Genomic DNA, 26,361 nt, shown 5'->3' with positions numbered 1-26,361 from the left:
CCATCGCTAGCTTATCGAGGAGAAATATCGGTTGCAAAAAGTCCGGCCGGAGTACGAGCTAGTGCTCGGCAGAACCGCGACGGCGTGGATTTCAGCTCGCTAATCTGGCGACTCGCGAGCTTGAAGAAGAGAGGCTCATGCCGAGTTCTGTGCAAGGCACATTTGAAAGTCGTTCTCGCAGCCGGCATGCAACCTGCTGAATATCCGGAAACGAGAGAGGCTGGATGACAAGCAGTGACATCATTCGCCTTTTACACCAACACGGGCGCGTATGGACTGTAGGAGAGAGCACAACTGTGAGGATACTGACAAAGCCCAAGCATGACGCGCAATTGTGCGTCTGGTCAGCTGGGGCCTGCGTGTCCTTACTCGGCTATCTGCGTCGATTGCGCCATTCGGCCCAATCGACGCCGGCCTTGATGGGCGCACCGTGAGCCGCCAATGAGTTCTCCGGCAGTCCATGCGGCCAAATGGCGCCTGGAAGGCAAAGCGCAAGTTCCCTTAACAACCGTGCGACGAATGGAGCGCATCAGGCGAAGTAAGGCCAATGACAAACCGTTTCACTCATACTAGGAACTTCAAATGGATCATCAAGTACTGCCGGTTTTTCAAGATGGCGGCAAGACACCGCGGGTTTCGTGGTGGATCTATTCCGAAAGGTGTTCGGCAGACATCAGCGCGATGCCTACGCCCTTTCCATGTTGATCGAACGGCAGGACAAGGTCGCGTGAGGCCCCTTCCCACCGTCAGTTGCAAAGGCGCTCTTCGATGCGGCGCAGGAACGAATCCGAGCTGAAGGACATACGCTGCAAATCACCTCCGAGCCTGCTGGTGAAACAGAGGCGCGAGATCCGTCCGAAATCCAGTTCGAATGGGCCCGTGACACGGTTGCCTGGCATTTCGCCGATATCCCGCCGATCAGGCTCGTGACTATGGTGCGGCAATTTGCCGGCCACATGCGCGCGGACATCCAGATCGCAATCGACAAGCTATTCGCTTCGCCGGTCCGCTTCTTTGGCCTGCACCAGCAATGGGCTATGGAGAAGCTGTCATTCGCGCACCTCCGGCGTGCCGGAGACTATCGCGTCTTGCTGGCGTCGCCACAATATTACCATATCGACATCGGCGAGGGTACGCCAGTCAAATGCTTGCACAATGGGCTTTGGCTATCCGAGACGAACGAGTTTCGTTACGCTGTCGTGCTGTTCTACTACCGCCAGCCAGTGCAACAATGCGGACAGACCCAGAGGAGATGATGCACATTGACATCGCGGTGCCCGCCGGCGGGGCCGGCGAGTCTTTCGCCCATGACTGTTTCGTTGAACGGGAGAGAGCGGTACAATCCGCCGGATCGTACCGTGGTAAGATCCTGTCCCTCGAGAGCGATCCGTACTACAGCGGCCGTTCGCGCGGCCTTACGGTGCATCGTTGGCCCCGGGTAGACGGTGCGGACGTGATCCTGCCCGAAAAGGTGCTTAAACTGCTCGATAGAAATGTATTGAGCTTTGTCGGAATGCGAGATGCGCTGCGCCGGCTCGGCCAATCGACACGCAAGGGCATCTTGCTTTATGGCCCGCCCGGCACCGGCAAGACCCACACGATCCGATACCTCGCAACTAACCTGGCTGATCAGACCACCTTAATAACGGCAGCCGGGGAGGTCGGTGCGCTCGGTGTGAATATGAATCTCGCCCGGCTGTTGCAGCCGGCATTAGTGGTGATCGAGGACGTCGATCTTATCGCGCGCGACCGCATTGAGATGCGAGACGCGCGCGAAGAATTGATGCTCAACAATCTGCTCAATGAGATGGATGGGCTGAAGGAGGACGCCGACATCCTGTTCTTACTTACCACCTACCGACTGGAAGAGCTTGAGGACGCGCTCGCGGCGCGACCTGGCCGGATTGACCAGGTCATCGAGGTGCCGTTACCTGATGCCGGTGGCCGCGACAAGCTGGTGCGGCTCTATGGCAAACACCTGCCACTCACTGAGCCGTTGTCAATGAAGCCGTGCGACAGAGCGAGGGCCTCAGCGCCGCCTCTATCAAGGAGTTCGTGCGGCGCATCGCGCAATCGTCCATCGCGCGCAATGGCGGCAAAACGGTCATCTGCAATGATGTCGATCAGGCACTCGACGATATGCTACCGAGGAGGGGGTACACATCGGCTGCCGCGTAAGTTTGATCATGAGCCGCGACAAGGGAGCAGGAGGCCCGTCCCAACCGCGCTAAGGTCGCGCATCTGCAGGAGCTGACGGGCCTGTGGGAACGGCGGAACTGCTTGTTCATTGGGGCGGATCGGAAGATGATCCGCTATGGCTCTAGCCGTCCTCTGGACGCGGCTCTTTCGTGTCGCCGCCACCGAGGGCGACGTTTTCTCGCCGCCCGGCCAAATTGCCAAATGAAGAGGCCCTTAAAGTCAGCTGAAAATCGCGGCCCCGGGCGCGAAGCCATTACCATCTGCGCAGAATGAATGAGGCTGGCAAATGGCACGCGCACTAACGGCGCGCGGGCGACCCGGGCGGAATGTCGAAGGTCGCGGCGCCGACACACAGGTCGAAGGACTACGCATCGCTCATAAAGTCTTGAGATACTCAACAAGCGCTCGGCGCTCGGCTCCGGTCAATTCTGGTCCGATGACGCCAGGGGGCAGCTTCGTTAAGTCGGTCTCCTTGCCCTCGAACGAATGTCCGCGGTTGCTGTTGCCAAGGAGCGACACATCAAAGTTTGTAAGGCCGGCCGCACAGCTCTCGATCGCCTTTGCTTTCGTAACAAGTCCGACCTTGACCGGGTCGAACGCACGGCTGCCGACGCAAAACGACTTCGGCCGTTTGTCTTGCGGCACCAACATGTCTCTCAGTGTCGGAACGGACCCATTGTGCAGATAAGGAGCTGTTGCCCAAACACCGTCCAACGGGCGCGCCCGGTACTGAGGCTCAAGGGCGAGAACTATTTCGTTCTTGCCGTTGCGGCTTGCACGCGCCTCGACATAGACTCGCTGGTTTTGGCAGTTCTTTCTCGGCCCCCACATTTGCCGCTTGATTTCTTCAGAAGTTCCGTTCGCAATGACCCATTGGTCGATCGTTTTGCCCACCACGTCCATCAGGGCGAGTACAAACAGAGGATCTGCGCCTTTATCGGCCAGTAGGCCGCAACCTCCGGCTTTGTTGAGGTCGTCTGCAGGATTCAATCCGAGTTGCTCGGGTAGGTGAACGCGTCGCGTCGTGAGGACGTTAGATTGTTGGCGGTCGGTGCCGATCGCAGAGACCGGCATCTGGACGACATTAAAATAATGCCGACCGCCGATCTCTACCCAATTCTTCTCGTCTTTGGCCGAGCGATCCGGGTTCTCTGTGCGCCAGAACGAGTCTTCCGGCCATTTTTTGTCGAAGGCAGCATCTTTTACCGGGCCTCGGTGGCATTCAAAGCAGTGAGCACGATAAAGATCGCGACCTTGTTCAACGAGCTTTTCATCGATCGCCCAGGCCGGGTCACCGCGAAATTTCTCCTGCGCGTCCTTCCATCGCGGTGCTACGAGCCCGGTGAAGTTTCTGCCGCCTGCATCTTCGGACGAAAACGGATCCGTGCCGCGCAGAAGATCTTCGAACCTCGCGATGTCGGATAGATGTATGGATGAGGCAAAAAGCGGCCTTCCGGGCGCGGCCGCGGTCATATTGATTTTCGCGCTGACACCCAGCGCTTCACCTGCATTGCGAACGAGCTCGTTGAGAACAGAAGCGTCATACTGAGCCCAAAGGAAATAAGGCGTGTCCCAGATCGGCGGAAAGCTCACGGGCGCATCATGGCGCGCAAAGTTGCCCTTGAGCAGTGGCTCGGAGAGCTCGCCGGTTACGGGATCGAGTAGATTGCTATAGAAAACCTGGTTCCCGATCCGGTTCAGCGCATCAAGTCGACCGAACCCTTCATCGAGATCGGACACTCCCAGTCCCGTCAAAAGGCGGTCGGTCTCTGCCTTTTGGAACTTAATCTTCTGAAGTGCTCGCTCAAGATCGCTTCGCAGCTGCTTCCGATCGACGCTCTGCCCTTTGATCTGCTCCAGCTTGCTGGCGAAACGCTCGAATCGCCATGGCAAGATCAGCGTGTAGCCAATCGACAGCCCAATGGCTCTTTCTACCTCGCCCAGATTGACCATCGCCGGCCCGCCGTCGAACCGTATGCTGACGTTCTTGTATTCGAGATGACCCGTATGACAGGCGGCACAGGTCAGACCTATCTGATCTTCATACGGGGCGCCGGTCGTCGGATCGACACCGCCCTTGAGGATGGCAAAGCCGACGGGGAGAGCATTTGGGTTCTCGGGCGCGCTTGGAGTCCAACCGGGCGCGGCTGTATTCCCATTCGGCGCATCATCGTGATAACCGTATGCGGGGGCATTAGCGGCGAAGTCCGTTGAGCTGGGGCTCGGAATGAAGCCGAGGCGGCGCAGGTAGTTCTCGTCCGTTAAGCTCATGTAAGAGAAGGATAGCTCCGGGCGTTCCAGGGCCAAAAACCACTGATAAGGGACAGGGATTGTCGCTGTGCCCTGCGATGTGTGGTGAAACCAATAACGCTGGCGGGAGCTCCAATTTTGCGGGAGCCAATAAGCGCTTTCGATTTTTGATGGCTCAGGCAGGGTCGCAGGTAACAATTGAGCGACCAGATTAGCATCGTTTTTGATCTTTAGCGCTGCGTCGCGAACCTTCTGCGGGGCGAAATACACTACGCCGGCGGCCACGATCACGACAACGACGATTGCTAAAAACAGGCCGGTGATATGAGGCCAGCGCATCTGCCAGGAAAAAAGACGAGAGCCAAAAGAAGGTCTCCCCATAGCAGGACTCCATCCATCTTTCGTGCGTCTAGCCGGCCGGCAGGCTACCGGAAACGGCGACGGCCCCTGTTACTTGTTGAGCAATTGGCTATTGATGAAGGCGACGACGTCGGCCGTCTCAGCTGCCGCGCGCCTGGTTATGGTCGCCGCTGCCGGGCCGCCGTGCAAAAAGGATGGGAACCAACCGAAGTTGCGCAGATTCCAATCTTCTTTCGGCCAGACCGCCCGGTTCACGCCAGGGATTGCGAAATTTGGAATTCTCCTGGCGAGTGGCTGTGCCGTCTCGGTGTGACAGCTCACGCAATCGGTATTGAAGAAGTGGCTCTTTTTCGTATCAGCAATGGTATTGACGATCTCGATGATGCCGCTGTTGGGCACGTTACCATCGATGAACGCGGAGGTCGAAACACCCTTACGATCAGCTTGTGGCAGGGGCGGATTTTGCAATGCCGCGTGTCGACAGGTGATCGGATTCTGATTGTTCGTACCCGGTTGCGGGACCACGTGCTTTCCGCCGATAGCGCTAAACATCTGTGCCACGTGCATGCCATCAAGCGTTGGGCCGGGGACTGGGATGAGGCCTGCTCGCGGGACCCTCAACATCGACACGAAAATCCAAGGTTCAGGCGGTACGATGCCCATCACCGCCATGGTGTTGAGGCGCTGGGGTGAGAGATGCTTCTCAATCAGTGCCTTGAGTGCATCGCGAAACGCCTTTGCCGATGCCCCCACAAGACCCGGATGCACATTCAGATCACCTGCAGTCGAGACTCTGAAATTGCTAAACTGTCCGGCCGCAAGCTGATCGCGCAAGGTCGCGACGTCACGAACGATCGCCTTGAACGCTTCGTCGTCCGGTTTGAAGCGAGGGAACGGCCCACAGCCGTCCAGAGCTGGGTCCGGGTCGAGGGTGAAGCTGAAGATAAGGTGGCCTGCAGTGTCATGGACCTTGAAGCCCTCCGGCCCATTGGTCACCGGCTGAATAATGAGCCGGATTTGTGGTTGTCGGCCAAACTGCGCTATGATCTCCGGCGACAATCCCGGCGCGCCCGGATCGATCCGGATGCCAGCCACAAACCAGGCCTCGATCTTTTTGACGGCGTCGGGAAACTGAATGTGCCGTGCACCCGAATCCGGAACGCCCGGATGCTCCGGATTTTCGGCGTTGGCGATAAAGCGCGCGAAATCGGCGTCGGAAAACAGCCGCTGCGGCGATCCCGAAGGTCCCGCAAGATCGGACACGGCGATCAGATTGGGGAGGTCGGCCGATGACTTCGGCGGAGGAAAGAGAATCGACACGTCATTGGGCGCGAGCGGCTTTGAGGCCGCTTGCGCCGGAGCCGGTCCTACCTCCAAAACTGCGGCGAACATCACCCCTGCCGCTAACAAGCTTGCAAGCCGCCGCGGAAACAGAGATCTATTGATTTGACCCCTCGCGATCATTGGAAATCCCCCGTAAGACCAAAAGTTTAAACATCAGCTGTCGAGCAATCCCGCGCTACGCGCCTTGCCAAGGCAGGTGCGCGACCGGATCAAACCCTTCATTCCTCACCGTAGAATTGGCTTTGCAAAGTCTTCAGTTTCGTCGGATGCAAGGCCTCCTCGATACAGGCGAGGAACATCTCACTGCGTGCATTAACCCGCGCGTGGTCGGCTGGATGCGCCATATCCGTTTGCAGCGCGCGCACGGTTGTCCAGTCGTTCGCACGATCCTTGAGCAATTCGAAGAGCGTTTGGCGGTTGTTCGGCGGGGATAACCGGTCGTCCTTATATCGGTGGAACCGGAAGTGAGCGAACGTAACCTTAGCCGAGATCTTTGCATCCCATAGCGCGTCGGGCAGCGTTAGCAGATCAAGTCCTTGTAGCTCGCCCAATTGCTGGATTTGGTTCTGGGCTTCCTGATACTGCTCACGTCCGATCAACTGATACATTCCCCGCGGTCGAAACAGCCAGCCGTCATCCGTCCCGGGCTGGTTGCCGAAGTCGTTGCCCTCGTAACCGAGCACGAAATCGGCAAGTTCCTTGGGACGATTGAGCAAAGCATTCACGTCGACCAGGGGCTTGTTTGCGGCCAGAAGTCTTGCGTTATTGACGTCAATGCGATCGCGCCATTTCTGCGGGAGTTGAGAAACCGCGCTATAAGAAAAGTTCTCGCTGCTGCGAGTAAAATCGGCGCTGTCGTAAGAGACGGATCCCAAAATATAGGCGAGGATACGCGGATCCGTTTCGTCGACGCGATCCCATTCCTGCAACAAGGCTTTGACCTGCTCGGACTGATAGTAGGCCATATAGCTCTTGCGATATGGAGGGAACGGGTGGAGGGGCCGGCGAATGATCTTTGCTCGATTTGCTCAGCTGATGCTCGTAGTCGGCGACTTTTTGCCGATATTCATCATAACCGCGCTGTTGCAACCAATTGCTCTCATAACACGCAAGTAATGGCTGCGGCTTGATCTTTGGGGTTGGTTGATATTCCTTCGCTAGCTCGTCGGCGTAGGCAGCCTTCGCAAGCTTGGCATCCTTCAGCGTTTCGAATGCGGTCGCGACCGATCCATTCAGAAGATGGAACAACTTCACCTGCAGGCAATCTGCATTGCTCTGCCGTTCGCGGGACTGATCGAAGTCGTCCTTCGGCACGCAGTCCCAAAAGCGGCCACTGCTCAATGAGATGATATCCTCGGTTTTCTGGGACAACGTCCAGCCGAGTGGAAGGCTATAAAACAAGCCTGTGATGTCCGTCCGGCCGAACGTTGGAAAGCGCTGAACACTTGGCGTCACTTCGGCGTCAGGCCGACGGTCGATGCTGGTTGCGTGATTGAGGGCGACATAGGTTCGGGAAGTTCGCGTGCTCAGGAGCGCGCGTACCGGCTCCATGAGCTCACCGAACATGAATGAACCATGGTCACCGAACTGGCCACTGACGAGGGACAGCAGGTAAATCCTGAATTTCGGCGCATCGGAGGTACCCTTGATAGCGTTAAGCTTCTCGATCAGGTCGAGCGCGGTCTCAATACCAGAGTTCTCCACGTATCCGCCGTCCACCAGGCGCGCCTGCGGATGAGAGGTTATGCAGTCATTTTTGACTGAGATGGTCGCCGCCGGCGTCACCCACGGGAAACGTGCGCTTGTGAAAGCGGCTGTGCTGAGCGGAATACGCAGCGAGTGGCTCTTGACCGTTTGGTCCGTCCCAGTGCCCGCCCGTTCAAGTGCTGCAAGAACACACAGGTCCGTGTCTTTGGGGTGCAGCGTATCGAAATCAAAGGGAGAGATGACAGCCCGTTTGCCGCTGCCCGCATCAGTCGTGTTGAACAACAGCGCCGGCATGTTGTTACCGGGCGCCCAATGGGACTGAAAATCAGCCCTTAGCAGATTGGATTGATTGCCGCCGCCCTTGTTGCTGCCAAAGATTCTGTCACCAGCGTTCTCCAAAGTGTATTCGAGAAAGCGCGCGCGATCGAAAGCAGGGATCGCGAACGGTGAAAACATCTGAGTGAAGTCAGTAAACAGAAAGCCGGCAACCAACGGCGACAGAAAATCGGTTGCCAAGACGCTTGCAACGCGCTGCTCGACCGGACCAGGAGCATCAAGATCTTGCACCCGCCCAACACCCGCCAGGAAATCAGCGATTTTTGGGCATGTCTTGGCGTCGACGGCATTCGTATCAAGGGACAAGTTTTCGGCGTGGAGCGCAGCGGCGAAGATTGCCGAACCGACGCTACCCCCGGATACACCGCTTATCGCAAACAGATGTTGGCGAAATGCCGGACAGAGATCCTGCATCCGTGCAAGAAACCGCGCCGCATTATTGGCGGCATAGATCCCTCCGCCTTGAGCCGCCACAATGAAGACAGGGTATTCGCCGAGCCTCTTGGCTTCCTCCACCCGGGGCTTTTGTAAAAGCCACTCGCGGAACGCGGCGGCTGCGGACATGCGCGCCTTCTCCGGCTGGCCGTTTGCTTCAGAGACAGTGCGCAGTTCGTGGTCGTCACCTCCCAACAAAGAGGCAAATAGAAACAAGCTGCCAAAGACAATCGGAATGAACGGAAACGTAAATCTGATTGTTAAGAGAGCGAAATGGACCGTCAGACCGATGACACAAACCGCAAAAAGGGCGATCACGCCGAACGAACCGAGAAATTGTGCGAGCCTATCCGGAAGTATGAGGAATGCTGCCGTCAACAGCACGATGCCGCCGATCGAGAGCGCGAGAAACCTGTAACGGATGAAGTAAGCGTTGTTGGCACGGCTCGCGAGATTGATCGAGCGATCTCTTGATCCTATTCGCCAAGTCAATGCCACGAAACAGACGAGCATGATCAGCAAGGCAAGTGCGAGGATGAACAGCATGTTTCGCTCAAACGCGAGCGCCTGATCCTGAATGCGGAAGATACTTCCGACTTCCTCGACCTCGCCAAGCTTTCGCGCCGGCCGCGAGGCGAATTGACCTGCTGTGGCGGCGATGATTGGCAGTGCTCCAAGCAACACGGGAGCAAGCTTTAGATAGAAAGCCAGGCGCCCCGAAGGCTTGGGGACTTGTGGCAGGGATGCAGTTGTGAGCTGAAACGCGCCTGCCCAAATAGCCAGGGCAATCACGCCCAAGGCAGCGAACTCTTTGAAGGTCACCCAACCAAAGTCGTCGGCGGCTATCCGGTAGAGCTCCTGAATCTGGTCTGGCAGGTAGAGCAATGCCGAGATAGCTACCGATAGGACAATTATCCATCGAAGGTTGCGCAACAAAGTAAACAGCTGCTCCCGCACAATCATCGCGTGATCTCCTCACACTTTATGGAGGTTGCTGGCAAGCTAGTACATCAGGCTCGCGTAGCAGGCATTCGCGCCAGCTCACATTGAAAGCATCCCAAGCATTAGGGGGCCTGAAAAAGATTGAATTACGGTCACGCTCTTAGGTAGCGCTTGTAATATTGCGCACTTCCCTACAGGAGTGTTCCAGGTTTGTCGATGTCTTCTATGCAGCAATCGCAGGATTTTCCTCCGAATGGCCGCGAGTTGCTAATCGCAGCGCACTCGATGGCTGACGTGTGACTCCCGTTGAGGCGGATGGCAAAGCGTGATCGCAAGCGCTCAGTACGAAACGCGCCGTTGCCAGTTGGAGGAATGCGCGCTTTGCCAGCACAGGACGCGAGATGGCCCGCGACTAAGCTGGGATCGAATGGTCCTTCCGAGAGCGACGTCTTGCGGCTTGAAAAAGGGGCCTCGCGCTCTTGTTCAGCGTGACTCTGGGCAGAAACGCAAAAAACCGGCGCCGGTGCTGCTCTAGGCTGTGGGGCTATGAAGTGAGACGCTGTTCACTTCGCTGGCCCAGGCCCGGGTCGAACTCGGACATTGGAGCGTCGACTACAACGATACGCGACCCCACTCGCAACTCGGATGGAAAACACCATCGGAGTTCGCCTTCACCTGCAATCCGCGACGGGATCTGGCGCTGCGCTTCGCCGATGGCTCCGCATCAGCTCCCGTCGCTACCACCGCCCATTCGGGTAAATCCAACAGCCGGGGCGAACTCAGGACTGGATAAAACTTGGGGGCAAGGTCAGACGTAAAGGTTGACCTGAGGCATCCCCTTTTGTTCAGATCGCGTCAAAATCGTATTGCACGACGACGACAACGAAACTACTCTTGAGGGAATTGTGATCTCGTGCCGACCTGATATTGCGCAGAGTCGCCCTTGCAAGAATGCGCGAGCGACCGATGCTACTGGACTGGGCCGCATTCGGGGCAATGAAAGATTGGAGTGTTCCCGAGGCGCCCGAAGACTCCTGAAAGATCGGTATGAACTCTGGGATCAGTAAAGAAAACCGAACTCTCACCATAGCTGTTATTGATGCTCCATACGACGCGACCGCATTGGCAGGTGCACTTGCGAACAGTCCTGTCAGCCTCGCCGACGGAAGCTGCGACAGTAGTCCGAATAGTGCGTGTGATCACGGCACATTCATCGTGGGGCTACTGGGCGCCCGTCCAGACACCTTGATACCCGGCTTGTGCCCTAACTGCCGGCTCCTGCATTATCCATTGTTCGTCGATGCGAATTCGCCATCCGCCAGCGTTGACGAACTTGCGACTGCGATTGCAGTAGCTGTTAACAAAGGGGCTCGGCTTATCAATCTCAGCCTCGCGATCGTCGGTACAGAGTCCGGCATCAACCGGCGGCTTGCGGCCGCCTTAGATTTTGCCGAAGCAAATGGGGTTCTCTTGCTAGCGGCAGCCGGAAACCAGGGCGGTCTCGCCATTGGACAGCTTTTGACCCACCCAGCCGTCATACCGATCGTTGCTCTGGATGCGTCGCAGAGCTTACTGCCGGAATCCAATTTCGGTCCCGAGATATCCAATCGCGGGGTTGCCGCGCTTGGACGAATGCCGGGCTATGTTCGCGGCGGGGGCATTACCGTGATGTCGGGGACGAGCGTCGCTACCGCGGTTGCAACAGGCATTCTGGCGCAAGTGTGGTCGGCGCGACCGCATATTGATAGCGCCACGCTACGATCCGTCCTGGCAGGCCTTAGTCCGCGCAACGGATCGAAGCCGCCCATGTTGACCCGCGAAATCGTGTCGGCGACGCTCGATCGGATAGTTCCGACTGCACTTGCCGCCACCGGAGCTGTCGAGGTGAGAAATTATGCGAGCCTGCAGGGAGCGACGACAATGGCCTATGGAAGTGAACAACCGGCTCTATCTCAGGTGGCTGGCTTGATCGTAAAACCGCAGACGGTGACACCAGCGGGATGCGGCTGCGGGGCTCCAGGCGGAGCTTGTACCTGTCATGGAGGCCAGCCTGGACGCAGCGGCTTTGTCTACGCGATTGGCACGATCGAGGCAGACTATCCAAACGCGGCCATCGAGCGGGAGATGCAAGCGCTGGCTCTCCATCTGGGCGTGGTGTTCTCGCCCGATCGAGACCTCACCAAAAGACCGACCGAGGATCGACAATGGCAGCATGCGGTTTTGTCGAAGGACCCAAAGCTAACCAGGTATATCGCGCGGCAATTGCGTTGGCGCCTGACGATCGAGGATTTTCCTGTCTTCGTGCTCAATCCGAGCGACCCGAGCTACTTCGACGACCTGATCGACGCCTTAGAGCGGCCTAAATACACCAAACCCGAACGCCGCGGAGGCAAGAAAGCCGCGAAGGAAGCGCCGCCGGTTGAGGCCCCCTCGATCAACGCCGAGGACCTGGACGTTGTAATCGGTGTCGCGGGGGCGCAGACGCCGGACGGAATCGCGGTTCAGGTGGACCAGATTTTTCAAGTGAAGCGTAATCAGCTTAGCGTAGACGGATTGCCCTCTTTCTCGCAAGTGGCCGACAATCATGGTCTATCAGACCAAGATCGCGCCTATAACTTCCTGGCGGCGCGCTACACGCCACCGGCGAGCCAAATTGATGGATACGAGCTATCGGGCATGCGCGTGATACCGTCGCGGCTCGGCGCCGATATTGGCCGCATTATGAGAGCTATTTATACGTTCAGGAACGCTACTGCGTCCGAAAAGGAGTACTTCGTACGCGTCGATGTGACCCACGAATTCCCGATGATTGTCAGCCCGATGCAGCTGTATCTGGAAAGAGGAGAGAGATTATGAGATTGATGCCTACGATCGATGACAACATGGTTGTTCAATTTCGGCGCACAGGAAAGCAGCGCGGTTCATATCGACCGGTACGAGGCGGCCACGTGGCTGCCGCCCAACGCGTTGTGATGCAACGAAGCCCCGGATGCTCGTTTGCCGGTCAGGGATGCATCACACGCAGGGGAGAGGCAGGTATTTGTGACGGGCACCTCAATTGCATTGCTGATCCATTTCCTGGCGGGTTTCAACTCTAGCAAGATCGCCGCGTTCCCGCCGGCCTCAAGGCAGGCTTTCCTCTCGCCGGAAGATTCAAACCACCTCCTTGCCTGTCCTTGGAGGCGGTCTTGCTTATGGAGAGACGCGTGTTATCAGTTGCAATTCACGGCTCTTCAGTTGGTCGATCGCCAAGACGGCTAGCTGCTCGGCATAGCTCGTGGTCGTGGCGGTGACGCGATTTAACACGAGAAGATCGCCTCTAGCCTTTGAGCCGATCGCGACGCGCGTTCCCCCAAGCGCCGCGCCGGAAAAGACAAAACCCTTGAGCGCCGAAAGAGCCGCCAACCCCTTGCCTTTGGGAGCAAGGGCAAGGCCTACGGTGACTTGGTGAGCGTCCGTACGCCTCAAGGTCCCTGTTGCCGAAGCATCCGCGACCTGGAACGCGTTCCCGACCGGAGCAAATACCACTTTCGGCATCGCGATGAGGTCGATCATAGTCGTGAAAGTAAGCTTGTCAGCCATGACCGGAGCGCCACTACCGCCTGGATCGGCTTTGTTTGCTGCCAGACCATCAAAGAAACTCAGTTCAAAGAAGGTGTATACGGTGTTATAGATTCCTACGCGGCCGGCGATCGGATAGATATAATTCGGGCTGAAGGCAACGTGTCCGTCGCAATACTGATCTCCGTTGGGTTTTGGCGTGTTCAATTCCCGGAGCAGAAAACCGACCGTGTCGGTTATCGTAAATGTTCGCTCGTTTTGCCGCGTCCGGTTACCGTCCCCAGTGAGGCCGAGCGTAAATTTATTTAGCCATGGCCCGACGAAGTTGGCGGTTGCGCCGAGATTGTTATCTTCGGTCATCGTAAGATCGAAAGTGTACCCGACGCCGGCGGAGTAGATGACCTCGAAAACATTGCGAATCTGAGCATGGGCGGCGTCAGGAAATGAACGACGCGCGTCGAAGCTAGCCATCGAGTCGCGGTTCTCATTAAATTGCGCGACAAGATCGGCGGCGATCGCACTATTGCCATGGACAGCCAGATCCGTGAGATATTTGATTATAACATCCCTTGCAGCATCGCGTGTTTCGCATCGGATTTGCTTTACGATGTCGGCTGTACTGAGCCCGGTTACGTCCTCGGGCACGGGGTGAATGGCGCAGCCAATCAGCAGCGCCGCCGCGACAATAGCCGCAATCAGCCGGATCCACATTTGCTGGACGCTCCTAATAATAAGACAAACTAACTTTAAAATACATTCCCAACCTTGCCGGTTGCGATGAGATACTATTCTCCCTCTGCGAGCAACACGCGCGGATGGAACGAACTTTGAAAAGTGCGAAATGTTGCCGTGAAGCAACATTAAGCGAGACCTATGACCTTCGTCTCACGGCGCCGAATGAGGGGGCTTATCTCAACGACACCGGTTTGTGTCTTATGTGGAGCGCTTGCAGTCGAGAGACGTTGAATTGCTCGCAACCTGGCTCCGCCAATTCCTTCGACTTCATTGACTCAACAAAGAAGTTTGCCAGCTCTTTAAACTGGACATCGTCAAGGAGTATTTTCCGGAACGCTGTGAGCGCAGGGTCGCTAAATGTCGGGCTCATCGCGTTTTCGTTGCCTCTTCGGTTGCACCCTCTGGCCAACTAGGGCTCGCGAAGGGCTTCGACCAGGAGCGCCCAATCGGCCGCCGTGACATCGAACGTGTTAGCTGCAATTTCGAGCGTGAATCGTCCTTCAATGGGGAAGGTACGATTGGCCACCATTATCTTCGGTCGATGAGTCTCGTAAATTTCGTTCAGCATACGCCCAAAATCAACGAAGAGTTGGGGCAATCCATCAGGTCCATTTTCGGCTGTTGCCCGACAACAATTTACGATTAGAAACTCAAAGAAATTTGCTCTTGTAACAGCGATTCTCAGCCGGCCCGCGCCCTTTTTGACGCTTCGCAAGTGTGGAAAGCTGACTCTCGACATCAGGTGCTGAACAGTTGCTAGCGTGGCGTCGCGAAACTGCGGAGCGTTAAGGTTGAACATAATGGTGTCGATTATAAAATAGAGCGCATTGATCCCCCGCTCATGCATTCCTCCTTCAGAGGCGCGCATCGGCAAATCGGTCGTGATCAGCGAATCTAGCGTTGCGAGAGCACCGCGTTGGTTCTCAGCATCGTACAACGGCAGTGATTTGAAGAGGAGATCAATGTGCTGCTGATTCATCAATTGCCGTTTGTCATATCCCGTCGAAATCATGAAATCGTGCGCCACATTCAACAGCATCAACTTCAACTCGCCGGCGTACCGACGCATCTGATCGAGAGCAAATTCAACGAACCTCGCGAAATGCTTTCCCGACTTGAGGAAATCAACAATTTCGTTGTTAATCGTTGCGTCTATCGTGCCCAGTGTAAGGCCAGCTTGTGCGGCGTTTTCAAATCTCTTCGCCACGAAGAACTCTAAGAATGACCGATGAGCAAAGTAAAAATTGTCTCCAAATTTTCGTTCGATGAATGCGCCTGAAAAGAGCTCTCTTAAGACGCCCTCATCAGAAGTTTCATATTCCACAGGGACGACACGCCTGATTATCGTGGTTGGCACCTCGCGTGGGTTGAAATTGAGGGCTCGGCCACCTTCCTTTTCCCATAGCCACCACGCTACATCTTGAAGGAATTTTGACCGCTTGCCGCCGTCTATGGGGAGCCTTTCTTGCTTCTCCATTTCGCGATCTAGGGTGAGTTGAGTCGCGATTTCATAAAGCTCGTAGACGCTGAAGTCCTTTAGAACCACGCTTCGATTGGTGGCGATATCTGCGAAGATGCGTAGGTGCACCGGTCGCTTGAAGTCGTCTCGGTGAGTTAGGGCTTCAAATTCGCGAACGCGAGATTCGACCCATTCGGCATTCGCGCCCTCGACGCTTTCGCCGGATCGCTTCAAGTGCTTGGTGAGATATCGTCGCAGGAACAATTGAGCTTCAGACTTCGAAAATGGCTGGATAGCTAGCTCGATATATTCTGGGCTCCCAGGGATACGAATCGTTTGCTCGCCAGATATCCGAGTGCCGCGCAGTGCCCAACTGTGCTCTTGGTCGGAAAGAAACGCGTTGGGCCGACCAGCAACGATGACGCGGGAATTCTCTACTACGGTGCGGTTAATCTGACCGAAGTTGAATTTAAACAAATCCCAGGAGAGCGCATGCTTCATTTCGTCAAAGCCGTCGAAGATGAAAACGAACTTGCCACGACGATTGAGGTTCATGATGTCTTCGAAGAAGTAGTTCGATAGACGGTAGCGTGCGGCCAGCATCTTTCCAAGCAGGCCCTCTAACTCCTGCTCTTTAGCAATCTCGGAGAGCCGCACATAGATCGGCACACGCTTCGAGACGTCGTTGAGATACTCCGTCCCGAGTTGGTGAATGAGATACTTGCAGAATGAGGTTTTTCCCATTCCGTATCCACCAAGTATCGCGAGCGGCCTACCGTCGTCACTGTCGATCCATGAGCGGACCTTCTCGATAAGAGGTTGATCGCCTGCCACGCGTTGTTCTACGTAATAGGCTTCAAGGTCTTGTTCTCGAAATATTTCGATCAGTTGTCTGACGTAACGGCTGAAGCCGAATTGGCGCTCTTCAAATTCATCGATCGTAAAAAGACGGAAGCCAATCTTCGCCTTTGCAAGATTCTTTGCGTCCGGGGTGAAATCTTTTCGTGCAATCAGCCATACGGCGTCAACGTCCTTGGGAAGGAGAGTTTCATACTCGGTGTAGACGAGGGCAACGTCCTGTTGGCCTAGGTTACGATCGATGTTTTTACATTCGATCGCAATACGCCTTCGTTCAAGTTCGTCCTCGAAAACCGCTAGGACATCGACGCGCTTTACGCCGATCCGGATTTCTCGTTCGACCTTAACTCCTCGCGCCTCAAGCAGGGCGATGACGTGGTCACGCAGATCGTCTCCGACCGCAACAGGGCTGCTGCGTTCAGCGTTTGAATCCTCTTTACTGCCTGCATCCATCTCCACGGTCTCCCCCGCTGCCAAGTCTGGTTTGGGCAATCTATCATAGTTCACAGGCCCGCCCCCAGACCGCCGTTGTGCGGGCTTGAAGAATCGTGCAGAAGTTGTTTGGCTAGGGCGAGCGGTTGACGGATCATCGCGGCATGGAGGAATGGCAAGAACGAAACTCGTCGAAATCGTTTCCGCATTGATGAAGGCCATGAAGTCACCAATTGCAGTGCTGCATTCTCTGGTCGCGGGTGCATTTGGAGGTTACCCAGAGACGGCCGAGTAGCGGGCCGAAGCGTGGTCCGGCCGAGCCACTCCTGCGATCTCTGCCGGAACTGTCCTTGAAATTTTTGTTAAGCAGGAATTGGCCTCGATCGAACGAGCTTAGGAAGCTGTATGCCATAACTGCGGAATAATCGGGATTGGTTTGGTCATTGAGTGCATCTGCATACGCGCGACTCGCATCGGCAGAGATAAAGGCGGAATCGAACAGAAAGCTCGCAGAGGCGTTGGATCGCGCGGCATCCGCTGAAACGGAGCTCGTGAAGTTCAGGATGTCTCGACGGTCTCTGTTCGCTGTCGAAGCAAAGAAGCTCATCGCTAATGCTCTCAAGTCGTTTGAACGCCGTTCGATGTGGGGTTTGGTGAAGGGGGTGGGGAGCAAGCCGATTGTGCGTGGAACATCGAGGAAGTCCTGAGTGCGGCCGGGTGGGATCAAATACCTTGGGGGCATGCGGTGGGAATTGCCGTAATTCAACGCAATCAAGCACCCCTCGCCAGCTCTGTGAGCGCGCAGAACGTTTAAAAATCCAGATCGACCAAAGCTGGCGCCAAGCGCGTCTGCCCGCCATTGAAGCGCTGATGGACGCGTTGAAGACAATCTGGATTGTCAACACCGCGGCTTCGAGGATGGTTCGAAGCCAAACCTTTCGCAAAGGCTTCTGTGCCCGAGCGCTACTGCTTGTGGTAGTGTGTGGAAGGTTCTGCAAAAGCTGAGAGGCTGAAGCGCCCATGGTAAGTCCGGTGATTGAGAAGATCAGCGCTCGTAGAGGAGCTTGGACCCGCCATGACCGTGACGAAGATTAGGACGGATGTCTCCGCAGTCAAAGAGTTGTTGAGGTCGGACAAGGAGTTCTTGAAGCCGCTGATCCAAAGTGCGGTGCAGGACATTCTCGAAGCCGAAATGAGGGAGACGCTGGGTGCGGAGAAAGGCGAGCGCAGCGAGGGACGGCTTGGCTATCGCTCCGGCTATTGTCCGCGCTCGCTGATCACCCGGGTTGGCATGATCGAGCTGAAGGTGCCGCAGGACCGGCAGGGGCGGTTCTCGACCGAGCTGTTCGAGCGCTATCAGCGTTGGGAAAAGGCGCTGGTTGCGGCCCTGGCCGAGATGTACGTGCAAGTCGTCTCGACACGGAAGGTCAAGCAGGTCACGGAGGAACTAGTGGGCCATGCCTTCTCGGCCTCGGCGATCAGCGCGATCAACAAGCGGCTGGATGGGCGCTGAAAGCGTTCTGCGAGCGCAAGCTCAAGGAACCGTTTCCCTATCTGATCCTGGATGCCCGCTATGAGCGGGTGCGCGAGGACGGCGTCATCGCCAGCCAGGCGGTGCTGATCGCGATCGGGGTCGACTGGGACGGCCGGCGCCAGGTGCTCGCGGTCGAGCTCGCCAACCGGGAGAGCCGGTCGAGCTGGAGCGAGTTTTTGCAAGGCCTGAAGGCCGCGGCCTGCATGGCGTCGATTTCGTCGCCTCCGACGATCATCCCGCCTTGAAGAAGGCGATCGCCGAAGTGCTGGCCGGCGTGTTCTGGCAGCGCTGTTATGTGCACTTCCTGCGCAACGCGCTCGACTATGTGCACGCAAGGTCGACGACGATTGCCTGCTCGAGCTGCGCTGGATGTACGACCGACACGATCTTGGCGAGGTACGGCGCGATCTGGCCGCCTGGCCTGCCAAATGGGGCCGCAAATACCTCAAGCTCACCGGCTGGGTCGAGGACAACATCGAGGAGACCTTGACCTACTTCCGTCTGCCGCTGGGGCACCGCAAGCACATGAAGTCGACCAAAATGCTGGAGCGCCTCAACGAGGAGATCCGGCGGCGCACCTATGTGGTGCGAATCTTCCCCAACGCCGAGAGCTGCCTAAGGCTGGTGCGGGCGCTGACGGTCGAGTGCCACGAGGGCTGGCTCGAGGACCAATCGGTATCTGAACATGGACCTGTTGAAGGAGCACAAGAAGGAGACGCTGCGTCAGGCGGCCTGACGATGCTCAGGCCCACCAAAGGGATGGACGCCACCCCTCTCCGCCGCCGCCGCTTGCCAGCGCTGCGCTTGGGCGAGCGAGCGACGGCGGCTCCGAGGGGATGGCTTGGCCGGACCCCATGATCAATTTTGCTGAACTTGACGCACAGAACTCTGCTTGTGCGGGCATAGTCTTACGGCAAATGAACACTGTGATCAGGTTTATGAGAGAGTGCTAGCGGGTGCGGGAGGCTGTTTTGAGGGGGGTTCGTCAGGTTGCGGCGGTCCTGCGAAGTCTCTGGATGGAACTTTCGGCTTTGTTTTGAGAGGGGACAGATCAAGCCGCTCTGACGAATTCGCCGGCTGCGGATCGTTCATTGAGTCGGTGAATCAGACCGTCTCGGAAGTCCACGACCTCGATCCTTTCGGCCGCAATGAGCCGATGAAGGGTCACGTTGCAGTCGTGCTCGAATTGGCGAGCCGTGACGGGTGGCACGTACATTCGTCGCGCCAAAACGATGCCGTGGGTCGGAACAGGCGCGAGACCCTGCTCAAAAATGCGGGTACTGTCTGATCGTAAACGCAGAACGCGCGAACACGCGCGTTGTTGTAAACAATCATCTCCTGCCGCACCGACACGCACACAAATCTGAAAATCGCTAGGACTTTTTTGGTCGGCTTTCCTGGCTTTGTTGAGAGAATATCAATCGCCAAAGCTTCGACCTCCGCATCATTCGCGCGTTCACGTACAATGCTGAGCCCATCTTCATAAGCCTTGGAAAAGGCCGCCCGCGCGAGCCTTCCATCTGAATCGACGTCCACAGGATCGACGAACATTCGATAGAGCGTCTCGCCATTCTGGACGATGCCCGGCGAACCATCGCCTACACTATGCTGTTCGCATTCGCAGGCCGGACAGTGCTCTTCCAAATCCCTGGCGAGCCTACGCCCTGTGCCGCCCAGCCATTTTCGACACTCCGCGCAACGCATCAGACGATGGTGGGCAGATTCATCACGGTGGTCAGAAACGCGTTTACGTCAGCCGAATTGGGCGGCCCACTGACGAACTGCGATGGCTCGCCATCTGCCTTCGAGTAGAGTTCGACATTATCATCGGGAAGGAATGTGATCGAGTTGAACATGCCATCTTCTTCGAATTCGAGAATAGCACTGCCGTCTCGCCCTAGGGTCGTCAGGGGAGCGGGATGCCAAGGTTCCAGCTCGGCCACATAGGAAATCGCGCGATCAATAGCAGTCTGGCTGGGCGCCGCTGCGCCGTTGCCGTCCCAATCCTCATTATAGCCACGGAAGTCACGAAGCCGCGCGATACCACGATCGAACCCTGTCGGCGTCTGATACCTTAGCCGCTCATCGAGCACTTCCGAATTCCGCGTCGCAATCGGGCCGCGAACAGCCGAAGGGGCTTGCGATGCCTCGCTCACCACCGGCGCCGTCCCGAGCAAGAAAATCATCGAGCCCGCGACAGCGTAGGGAGCAAGACGTTTGCGCCTCGCAAAAGCAGGCGAGCTGCTGGGGGAGTCAATATCGATTGAAAATGGGGCCGCCGTCGAAATGCCGGTCATGAATCAAGTCCTACGCGCATGGCTATATCGGCGCTTACGATTTCCCTAAAAATCTCAATACAACGATCGTGCATAGATCTGAACGTCGACAACTGAGATATAGCTGTTTCGCCTTCATTTTCAAGCGCTTCAGAAGAACCTTCGAGCAGGTTGCTCTGTACAGCCGTGCCGATCGAGATTACTCGAACGGAAGTGTCGGGTGTAACCTGATGTGCTAGATGCATCATGCTCGCGTCAATATTGACCTGCACCAGACGCTCCCTGCATCCTTGCGCGGCCTCGAAAAAGCCGGTATGAGAATGCCACAACCTCTCATTGTCAAAAGCATGCGGCACAATAAGCTTGGAATCCGCATTGAGCATCTTGCGAGCTGTTGGTTTCCCCGTCCCCGCGAAGCGAAAGTTATCCTTGTATTCAAGCCGCAGATTATCGACGCTGATCGAATACAGAGCGCTCCGCAGCGGCGGCTTGATCAACTGCTCGAGCCGCTCGGCAAACGCGGCCCAGCTCGTATACTGCATCGCCTGATAGACCAGGCCGGTCCGCCCCACCTGCAAGCTTTCGAGAGGGCGCTTCTGCATCCCTGCTCCCGGCATCGAAACGGCAGCTGTGCGTAGGAAGATCATCGCCTCGACGGCTGGGGCGCCCGGAGGCGCCTGGGGAGCCTGATTAGGACCCACCATAAATTGGACCGAGTTAAGGACTTGCTTTTCGGTCAGGCCGGCGGCCCTGCAAACGGCATCAGCCTCTCTGACGGCTCTCTTCCAAGCGACTTCGGTCAGCGGCTCGCGGAAATTCACCGACGCTGCCACGGTCTCGATCGAATTCGCTTCGTTGAAGGGCGTCCAGTCCAAATCTGGGGCAATATCGTTCATGGGGCTTCCAGGCAGGATCGGTGTCGAGCGTGTCAGCTTCGGACGCTCGTGTAAACTTACTGTTAGATCTGGGTGCAGGTTATCGGCGCAGTGCTTGCTTGGAGAGGCTCCTGTGTACGGCCGGGGCCCGCCATCCGTTCACAGCCGAAAACCTCTCAAACGACGGATTTCATTAGAGTACTTGTAGCAGAAGGTGCGCGCAAGTAGGGCCAAAAGCCCGCTGGGCTGCGGGCTCAACCGTATTTTCGGGTACGCGACCCCGCCAATTGGGCCCGCAAACAGCTTGGGATCAGGCAAGATACGCCAACAGCCAGAGAAAGCCGGCGAAGGCGATCCAGCCGAGTTTCACGCAATATGCCGGCGATATTAATTTTACATCATATTTTGAAGGCATGAGTTGAAACTAGTGCGAGTGAATCAGCGCTCGTCTAGCTGCGCCGCGACGGCCGGAGCGCAGTGATCTGAATGACTTCGACGCGCGGTTGCGGGTCGTGTCGGCAGAGACGAGCGATTTGGTCAGACACAACTTACCTGCGCGTCAGTCGCGGGGCTGGCAAAAAAATCCGAGACTCTAAGCGCTCGGATGCAAGCCGGGTGACAGGTCAGCTGGTCTGCCAAGCGAAGCTGTCGTCTAAGTCCTCCTCAATCACCCCGGCCGCGTATAACTGATCGAGCAGGTCAGCTACTGCGAACACGCTTGTTCCGTCGGTCGTGACCTGCCTTACCAGCTCCGAGGCTGTGCAGTTGCCGTACGCGATTAGATGTCCAACGGAAGCCCCAGCGGCGTCGTCGAGTATCCGGTGTTCCATATGAGGTGAGCGGAGACAAAAGGATCGGTTGCTGGCCTTGAATTGCAGGTCCCTCCGGAAGCGGATTGGCAGTTCGGGAGCCGGACTCTCGAGCATATGCTGGTCAATCATGCTCTGCAGCCCCTCCCGGAACTCGTCAGGCGTCCTGAAAAAGCGTTCACTCAAAATGCGGTAGCCGAGGGGCCAGCGTTTGCTACCCGGCACAGGCGTCACCAATTGTATACGTCCCTGCAGCATATTTACGAGAAAGCCGGAAACACAGGCGATCGTCGTGTGATCTTTCTCCAGCAAGGCGATTGCATCATCTTTTTTGGCCCTCCTAAATTTCTCGCCGCGATCACGCGCGCGCCCGGCAAAAGCCTTTGCCGTCATCGCCTCCTTACCCTGCAGGACAAGTTCGACACCGATCAGCTCCTCAGGCGAAAACGCCATGTGAATCTGGTCTAGATGTCTTGTGCTTAGCACGGAGAAACGATTAGTCACGGTGCGATGGCGCTTGAACACTTCGAGCACGCGCGTGGTGAGTGCGCGATCCTTGAGCGGTGCCGCCGTCGTTGTTTGCGGCATCGCGCCTGTGATCTGATAGTAGTCGAATAGAAAGCGGTCGTAGTGTGGGTTGTCCATAGGCTCTGTGGCCCAGTAGCAGAAACCAGTACAGGCCGCCGAACCAAACATCTCGCTCGTGATACCGACCACGCCGCGCCAAAGCGCTGCATGCTCTTCGCTATATTCGTAGTAGCCCTTGAAGCGATCGGCCGAGAGGCCGCAGAACCAGCAACCGACGGTGCAGCCATAGCTCAGCTCGAAAGCGATGATGGGGTACGTGATCGACCCTGCCGTTCCGCCCAATTCATCGCTGCAGCGCCGGATTTGGCGCTCGCGCCATGCATGAAAGCGAGGGTTAATCGTCGACATTCCGCCCTGTTCGCGCAGGAGATCGCGGTGCCGCAACATCTCGCAGAGAAACTCGTCCCACATCATCGCGAGGGGCCACGGCTTGGACTCCGGGTTGAAGCGGTGTTTCAGGTAGCCGCGGTGCCAGAGCGGCAGCATCTTCATTGGGTCAACTTCGATGCCGTAGCGATCAGTTACCACTCGAGGAAAATCAACGTTCTCCGAAAGCGCCTTGCGGAAATCCAAGTCACCGGCCAGCCTCTCCATGAAGCGCTTGACATGTGACAGCGTGCGCAGTTGCTCGGGGGTGCGGCGGTCAAAGATCTGTCGGAAGTGTTCGGTGGCTGCGTTCGTCATGCCGTTACGGGTGAGCCTGAAGTGGGGCCCGAAAACAATGATTTCACTCCTGTCGGGGCGTGCTTTCAGTTCTCTTCGGACCTGATTGCTTCCTTGAGGAAGCCTATTCGACCAGAGTTGAAATTGTCAGACCGTGACCGCGACAACAACTACAATAAGAAGAACCATAGCGACTAAGTTTCGGCCCCCGTCCGCGGTTTGAATGGTGGCTGTGCGTACCTGCGAGTTGGAACGGGTCAACGCAGTGGTATGCACAATCTCACTCAAGCCAGCACCGCTCGAATCTTGCTTGCTGCCGACTAGCGCGCCGCGGTGCATCGATTCGAGTCGGCGTGGCGATCGGATGCAGCTTCTAACCTCGTCAAGCGTGAAATCGTAGCCGCGGCTCCTTCCGGCCGCTACAATCGGTGCAAGACCTGTAGCACTCTGTTTAAGGCTTTCAAGCAGACTACCTTCCTTGGCGAGATTGTTGACAAACCGTTCTACCTCAACCTGCGACATCGTCGAGCCTCCGCCAAATGTTGTCACTATGTGTCACCTGCAAGTAATCGGTGACGATGCTGCAACAGAGCAATCGGCGTGCCAAACTGAAATTGCTTCTTTTGGCCTTTTCTGACCGTGCGTATCGTCAACAAGCCGACATTCGTCTTGAACCTAACGAAGGCTCAGCAGAGCGGAATGATATGTCGTTGTCGGTGGTTAGCCCGGACCAGCACAGAGCGACAGACCAGCGCGGCATTCAGCGGAAACCACAGCGCGTCGGGGATGACCCTCGCACACCATTGAGCAATCTGGCCTCTGGTATGCTCGCTAGCTGGTGCACTTGGCTCTGGAGCGAGTGAATAAGCCGGGTATTTGCGTCGGGCTGATCGCCAATCTAGTTCGGTTCTCAAGCAACGATGGATTACGCAGCAAACCTCACTATCGCCAGTCGAATTCCGACTTGCGATGCTTGGCAATGAGTTCCCACATTTGTGGTTGCTATTCCGAATTTTCTAGCGGAAGGCGGCAAGGGTAAAAGTTACCGAACGCATTCCAGACAATTTTACGAATAATGGGCGCTTTAAGCTTACCTGAACTATTCAACCATTGTGCTGAAGCTCTCCATATTTTAGCCAGCCGTACCGCTGACACACCGCGGTCAAACGGGGAGTGGTTTGCGATGGACAATGTGAGCGGTGAGATTGCCGGACCGGGGATGAAGACTTTCGGACGGCGCAAAATGACGCCGCGCGTATGCGTGGTGGATAGCAAGCCCCATCTGCGCGCTTTCATGAGCGAGGTGCTCGAGGATCTCGGCTTCATCACCAGCGAATGCAGCAGTGCGGGCGAGTTGCAATCTATACTCGCTATCGATCTGCCCGACCTGGTCCTGCTTGGCATTGCCGCCGATCGCGTCGAGCCAGGCCAATTTCTGGAGGTCCTCGTACGCGAGGCCTTCGAGGGCAAGGTTCTCGCTGTCGGCGTGCGAGAGTCGATTATCTTGAAGGCGGTGCAGCAGGTCGGCGATGAATATGGGCTTGGGATGCTGCCGCCGCTTACGACGCCCTTTGCGGCCGACACACTCCGCGAGCGCGTGGCAATGCTGCTGCCCGAGGAGCCGGCCCCGAGCCCGGCGGTGCATGTCGGCGAGGCGCTGCATGGGGGCTGGCTCGAGCTCTGGTACCAGTCGAAAATTGACGCGCGCTCGCTGGTTCGCCGCGGTGCCGAGGCGAAGGTGCGCATGCGACACCCAACCTGGGGCGTGGTCCGGCCAGCCTTTTTCATTCCGGAGAGTCACGATCCATATTTCAGCGGCTTGTCCGAGTTCGTGATCGAGCGCGCCCTGCAGGACTGGCATTACCTTTTGGAACGGCAGAGCGCGGTCGATCTATCGATCAACCTGCCGGCGCCGTATCTGAAAAAGCCCCATGCCGTCAGCGATCTCTGCCGCCGCATGCCGATGCATCCGGCCTTTGCTGGGCTTACGATTGAGATCGCCAGCGATGAGGCGATCCACAACCTCGATTTTTTGGCCGAGATCGCTCGCGAAATGAGCTTCCACAATATCGGCCTGTCGATCGACAATCTCGGCGCCAATTGGCCGGAGCTGATGGGGCTGGACAGAATTCCCTTCATCAAGCTGAAAGCCGACCGGCAATTCGTCGCCGGCTGCGGCAATGACCGGCTAAAACGCACGGTGTGCCGTCACATCGTTGAGCTCGCACAGGACTACGGCGCGCGCGCCGTAGCTGAAGGAATCGAGAGCGGGGCTGACCTGGCGGCCGTGAGCGAGCTCGGGTTCGACCTCGTCCAGGGCTATCTGTTCGGCAAACCGATGCCACTGAAGAAGTTTGCTAGAAGCGCTTTGAGACCGACCGCGATGAAGCAGGAGTGAGGCGCGAAAGCTTACACATAGCGCCGCGCGAAGAACACGCAAACGATCAACAGCGCCGCCGCGGCGACTATGCTCCAGGCAACTGGCCCGTGCTGTCCGCCGACTGCATAACACACGCAGGTTGCCTGATGCTCGCACGCATTTGCGACAAAGGCATGTAAGCATCAGATCTAGTCTATCGCCCGCAATTGAGGAGGTTCCACGTATTTTCATACGAGTATTGAGGATACGTCACGTCGTGTAGCTCTCGCGTACTGAGATCATGCGTCCATACGAAACTGGGCGGTCCGCCGATGAAAAACCTCTGTTGGCGCAACGGCCTTGAATCTGGGCCGGTGATGACCTACGGCGGTATCGAGCTAGTCTGAATCGGTTTTGGGAATTCAACCAGCGCGTTTCTGATTCAGCATGCCGGCTGGATAGGAGGCCGGCATTGATGGGCAAGGCATGTTATTTGGATATTCGGAAGCGTGTTGTAGCGGCAGTTGAGGACTGGATGCCCCGAAATTGGGCTGCCGCAGCGCTTTGAACTGGCCATCAGCACGCGATGAGCTGGATGAACCGGGTCGACGAGACCGGCAACGTTGAGTCAATCGGGAT

General features: G+C 56.8%; 15 protein-coding genes and 2 pseudogenes. 6 read left to right on the top strand and 11 right to left on the bottom strand.

Going from position 1 to position 26,361, the window contains the following annotated elements:
- Nucleotides 1–932 precede the first annotated feature (932 nt).
- Nucleotides 933–1,256: a hypothetical protein gene (locus ACVWZ4_RS05845; RefSeq protein WP_456701549.1), complete on the top strand. Its 324-nt coding sequence runs from the start codon at nucleotides 933–935 to the stop codon at nucleotides 1,254–1,256.
- The gene (locus ACVWZ4_RS05840) at nucleotides 1,253–2,254 is read left to right on the top strand and encodes an AAA family ATPase (protein ID WP_456790060.1); all 1,002 of its coding nucleotides are present in this window, start codon (nucleotides 1,253–1,255) and stop codon (nucleotides 2,252–2,254) included. Before ACVWZ4_RS05845 ends, ACVWZ4_RS05840 begins: the two co-directional genes overlap by 4 nt.
- A gap of 320 nt (nucleotides 2,255–2,574) precedes the next feature.
- On the opposite strand, the gene ACVWZ4_RS05835 is transcribed toward ACVWZ4_RS05840, so the two are convergent.
- From ACVWZ4_RS05835 to ACVWZ4_RS05825, 3 genes are all read right to left on the bottom strand, one after another.
- Entirely contained in the window at nucleotides 2,575–4,830 is a 2,256-nt protein-coding gene (locus ACVWZ4_RS05835) for a di-heme-cytochrome C peroxidase (RefSeq protein ID WP_456701551.1), read from the bottom strand.
- A gap of 69 nt (nucleotides 4,831–4,899) precedes the next feature.
- A complete protein-coding gene (locus ACVWZ4_RS05830) occupies nucleotides 4,900–6,201 on the bottom strand; it encodes a hypothetical protein (protein WP_456701552.1) in 1,302 nt (433 codons plus the stop codon).
- Between the two features lie 765 nt (nucleotides 6,202–6,966).
- Nucleotides 6,967–9,594, bottom strand: coding sequence for a hypothetical protein (locus ACVWZ4_RS05825; RefSeq protein ID WP_456790059.1), 2,628 nt, complete (start codon nucleotides 9,592–9,594; stop codon nucleotides 6,967–6,969).
- A 529-nt stretch (nucleotides 9,595–10,123) separates the two neighbouring features.
- Here ACVWZ4_RS05825 and ACVWZ4_RS05820 point away from each other — a divergent pair.
- A pseudogene (locus tag ACVWZ4_RS05820) lies at nucleotides 10,124–10,366 on the top strand (integrase core domain-containing protein); the annotation flags it as partial.
- 254 nt (nucleotides 10,367–10,620) lie between these two features.
- Nucleotides 10,621–12,429, top strand: a complete 1,809-nt coding sequence (locus ACVWZ4_RS05815) for a S8 family serine peptidase (RefSeq protein ID WP_456701554.1) — start codon at nucleotides 10,621–10,623, stop codon at nucleotides 12,427–12,429.
- Nucleotides 12,430–12,765: 336 nt separating this feature from the next.
- On the opposite strand, the gene ACVWZ4_RS05810 is transcribed toward ACVWZ4_RS05815, so the two are convergent.
- From ACVWZ4_RS05810 to ACVWZ4_RS05800, 3 genes are all read right to left on the bottom strand, one after another.
- Entirely contained in the window at nucleotides 12,766–13,845 is a 1,080-nt protein-coding gene (locus ACVWZ4_RS05810; protein WP_456701555.1) for a hypothetical protein, read from the bottom strand.
- A 433-nt stretch (nucleotides 13,846–14,278) separates the two neighbouring features.
- Nucleotides 14,279–16,840 carry an NACHT domain-containing protein gene (locus ACVWZ4_RS05805; RefSeq protein WP_456701556.1) on the bottom strand — a complete coding sequence of 854 codons (2,562 nt, stop codon included), beginning with the start codon at nucleotides 16,838–16,840 and terminating at the stop codon, nucleotides 14,279–14,281.
- A 4-nt stretch (nucleotides 16,841–16,844) separates the two neighbouring features.
- Nucleotides 16,845–17,393 carry a hypothetical protein gene (locus tag ACVWZ4_RS05800; protein WP_456701557.1) on the bottom strand — a complete coding sequence of 183 codons (549 nt, stop codon included), beginning with the start codon at nucleotides 17,391–17,393 and terminating at the stop codon, nucleotides 16,845–16,847.
- A 300-nt stretch (nucleotides 17,394–17,693) separates the two neighbouring features.
- Between ACVWZ4_RS05800 and ACVWZ4_RS05795 the strand changes: the two are divergent.
- Nucleotides 17,694–18,888 (top strand): annotated as a pseudogene (locus ACVWZ4_RS05795) (IS256 family transposase).
- Between the two features lie 428 nt (nucleotides 18,889–19,316).
- On the opposite strand, the gene ACVWZ4_RS05790 reads toward ACVWZ4_RS05795, so the two are convergent.
- The 5 genes from ACVWZ4_RS05790 to ACVWZ4_RS05770 form a co-directional block, all read right to left on the bottom strand.
- Entirely contained in the window at nucleotides 19,317–19,703 is a 387-nt protein-coding gene (locus ACVWZ4_RS05790; RefSeq protein WP_456790058.1) for a hypothetical protein, read from the bottom strand.
- A gap of 152 nt (nucleotides 19,704–19,855) precedes the next feature.
- Complete coding sequence (locus ACVWZ4_RS05785; protein WP_456701559.1) at nucleotides 19,856–20,449, bottom strand: hypothetical protein; 594 nt, start codon at nucleotides 20,447–20,449, stop codon at nucleotides 19,856–19,858.
- Nucleotides 20,446–21,324, bottom strand: coding sequence for a hypothetical protein (locus ACVWZ4_RS05780; RefSeq protein WP_456701560.1), 879 nt, complete (start codon nucleotides 21,322–21,324; stop codon nucleotides 20,446–20,448). Before ACVWZ4_RS05780 ends, ACVWZ4_RS05785 begins: the two co-directional genes overlap by 4 nt.
- 602 nt (nucleotides 21,325–21,926) lie before the next feature.
- A complete protein-coding gene (locus ACVWZ4_RS05775) occupies nucleotides 21,927–23,384 on the bottom strand; it encodes a radical SAM family RiPP maturation amino acid epimerase (protein WP_456701561.1) in 1,458 nt (485 codons plus the stop codon).
- Between the two features lie 126 nt (nucleotides 23,385–23,510).
- The gene (locus tag ACVWZ4_RS05770) at nucleotides 23,511–23,885 is read right to left on the bottom strand and encodes a Nif11-like leader peptide family natural product precursor (RefSeq protein ID WP_456701562.1); all 375 of its coding nucleotides are present in this window, start codon (nucleotides 23,883–23,885) and stop codon (nucleotides 23,511–23,513) included.
- Between the two features lie 661 nt (nucleotides 23,886–24,546).
- On the opposite strand from ACVWZ4_RS05770, the gene ACVWZ4_RS05765 reads away from it, so the two are divergent.
- Nucleotides 24,547–25,761: an EAL domain-containing protein gene (locus ACVWZ4_RS05765; RefSeq protein WP_456705163.1), complete on the top strand. Its 1,215-nt coding sequence runs from the start codon at nucleotides 24,547–24,549 to the stop codon at nucleotides 25,759–25,761.
- The last annotated feature ends 600 nt before the right edge of the window (nucleotides 25,762–26,361 follow it).

The sequence above is a fragment of the Bradyrhizobium sp. USDA 4472 genome (genome assembly GCF_054058595.1).
This window is presented reverse-complemented; position numbering and strand designations above follow the sequence as displayed.

Coding starts and splice junctions, on each gene's coding strand:
- ACVWZ4_RS05845 (WP_456701549.1), top strand. CDS start 933: ATGGTGCGGCAATTTGCCGGCCACATGCGCGCGGACATCCAGATCGCA.
- ACVWZ4_RS05840 (WP_456790060.1), top strand. CDS start 1,253: ATGATGCACATTGACATCGCGGTGCCCGCCGGCGGGGCCGGCGAGTCT.
- ACVWZ4_RS05835 (WP_456701551.1), bottom strand. CDS start 4,830: ATGGGGAGACCTTCTTTTGGCTCTCGTCTTTTTTCCTGGCAGATGCGC.
- ACVWZ4_RS05830 (WP_456701552.1), bottom strand. CDS start 6,201: ATGTTCGCCGCAGTTTTGGAGGTAGGACCGGCTCCGGCGCAAGCGGCC.
- ACVWZ4_RS05825 (WP_456790059.1), bottom strand. CDS start 9,594: ATGATTGTGCGGGAGCAGCTGTTTACTTTGTTGCGCAACCTTCGATGG.
- ACVWZ4_RS05815 (WP_456701554.1), top strand. CDS start 10,621: ATGAACTCTGGGATCAGTAAAGAAAACCGAACTCTCACCATAGCTGTT.
- ACVWZ4_RS05810 (WP_456701555.1), bottom strand. CDS start 13,845: ATGTGGATCCGGCTGATTGCGGCTATTGTCGCGGCGGCGCTGCTGATT.
- ACVWZ4_RS05805 (WP_456701556.1), bottom strand. CDS start 16,840: ATGGCCTTCATCAATGCGGAAACGATTTCGACGAGTTTCGTTCTTGCC.
- ACVWZ4_RS05790 (WP_456790058.1), bottom strand. CDS start 19,703: ATGTTCGTCGATCCTGTGGACGTCGATTCAGATGGAAGGCTCGCGCGG.
- ACVWZ4_RS05785 (WP_456701559.1), bottom strand. CDS start 20,449: ATGACCGGCATTTCGACGGCGGCCCCATTTTCAATCGATATTGACTCC.
- ACVWZ4_RS05780 (WP_456701560.1), bottom strand. CDS start 21,324: ATGAACGATATTGCCCCAGATTTGGACTGGACGCCCTTCAACGAAGCG.
- ACVWZ4_RS05775 (WP_456701561.1), bottom strand. CDS start 23,384: ATGACGAACGCAGCCACCGAACACTTCCGACAGATCTTTGACCGCCGC.
- ACVWZ4_RS05770 (WP_456701562.1), bottom strand. CDS start 23,885: ATGTCGCAGGTTGAGGTAGAACGGTTTGTCAACAATCTCGCCAAGGAA.
- ACVWZ4_RS05765 (WP_456705163.1), top strand. CDS start 24,547: ATGGACAATGTGAGCGGTGAGATTGCCGGACCGGGGATGAAGACTTTC.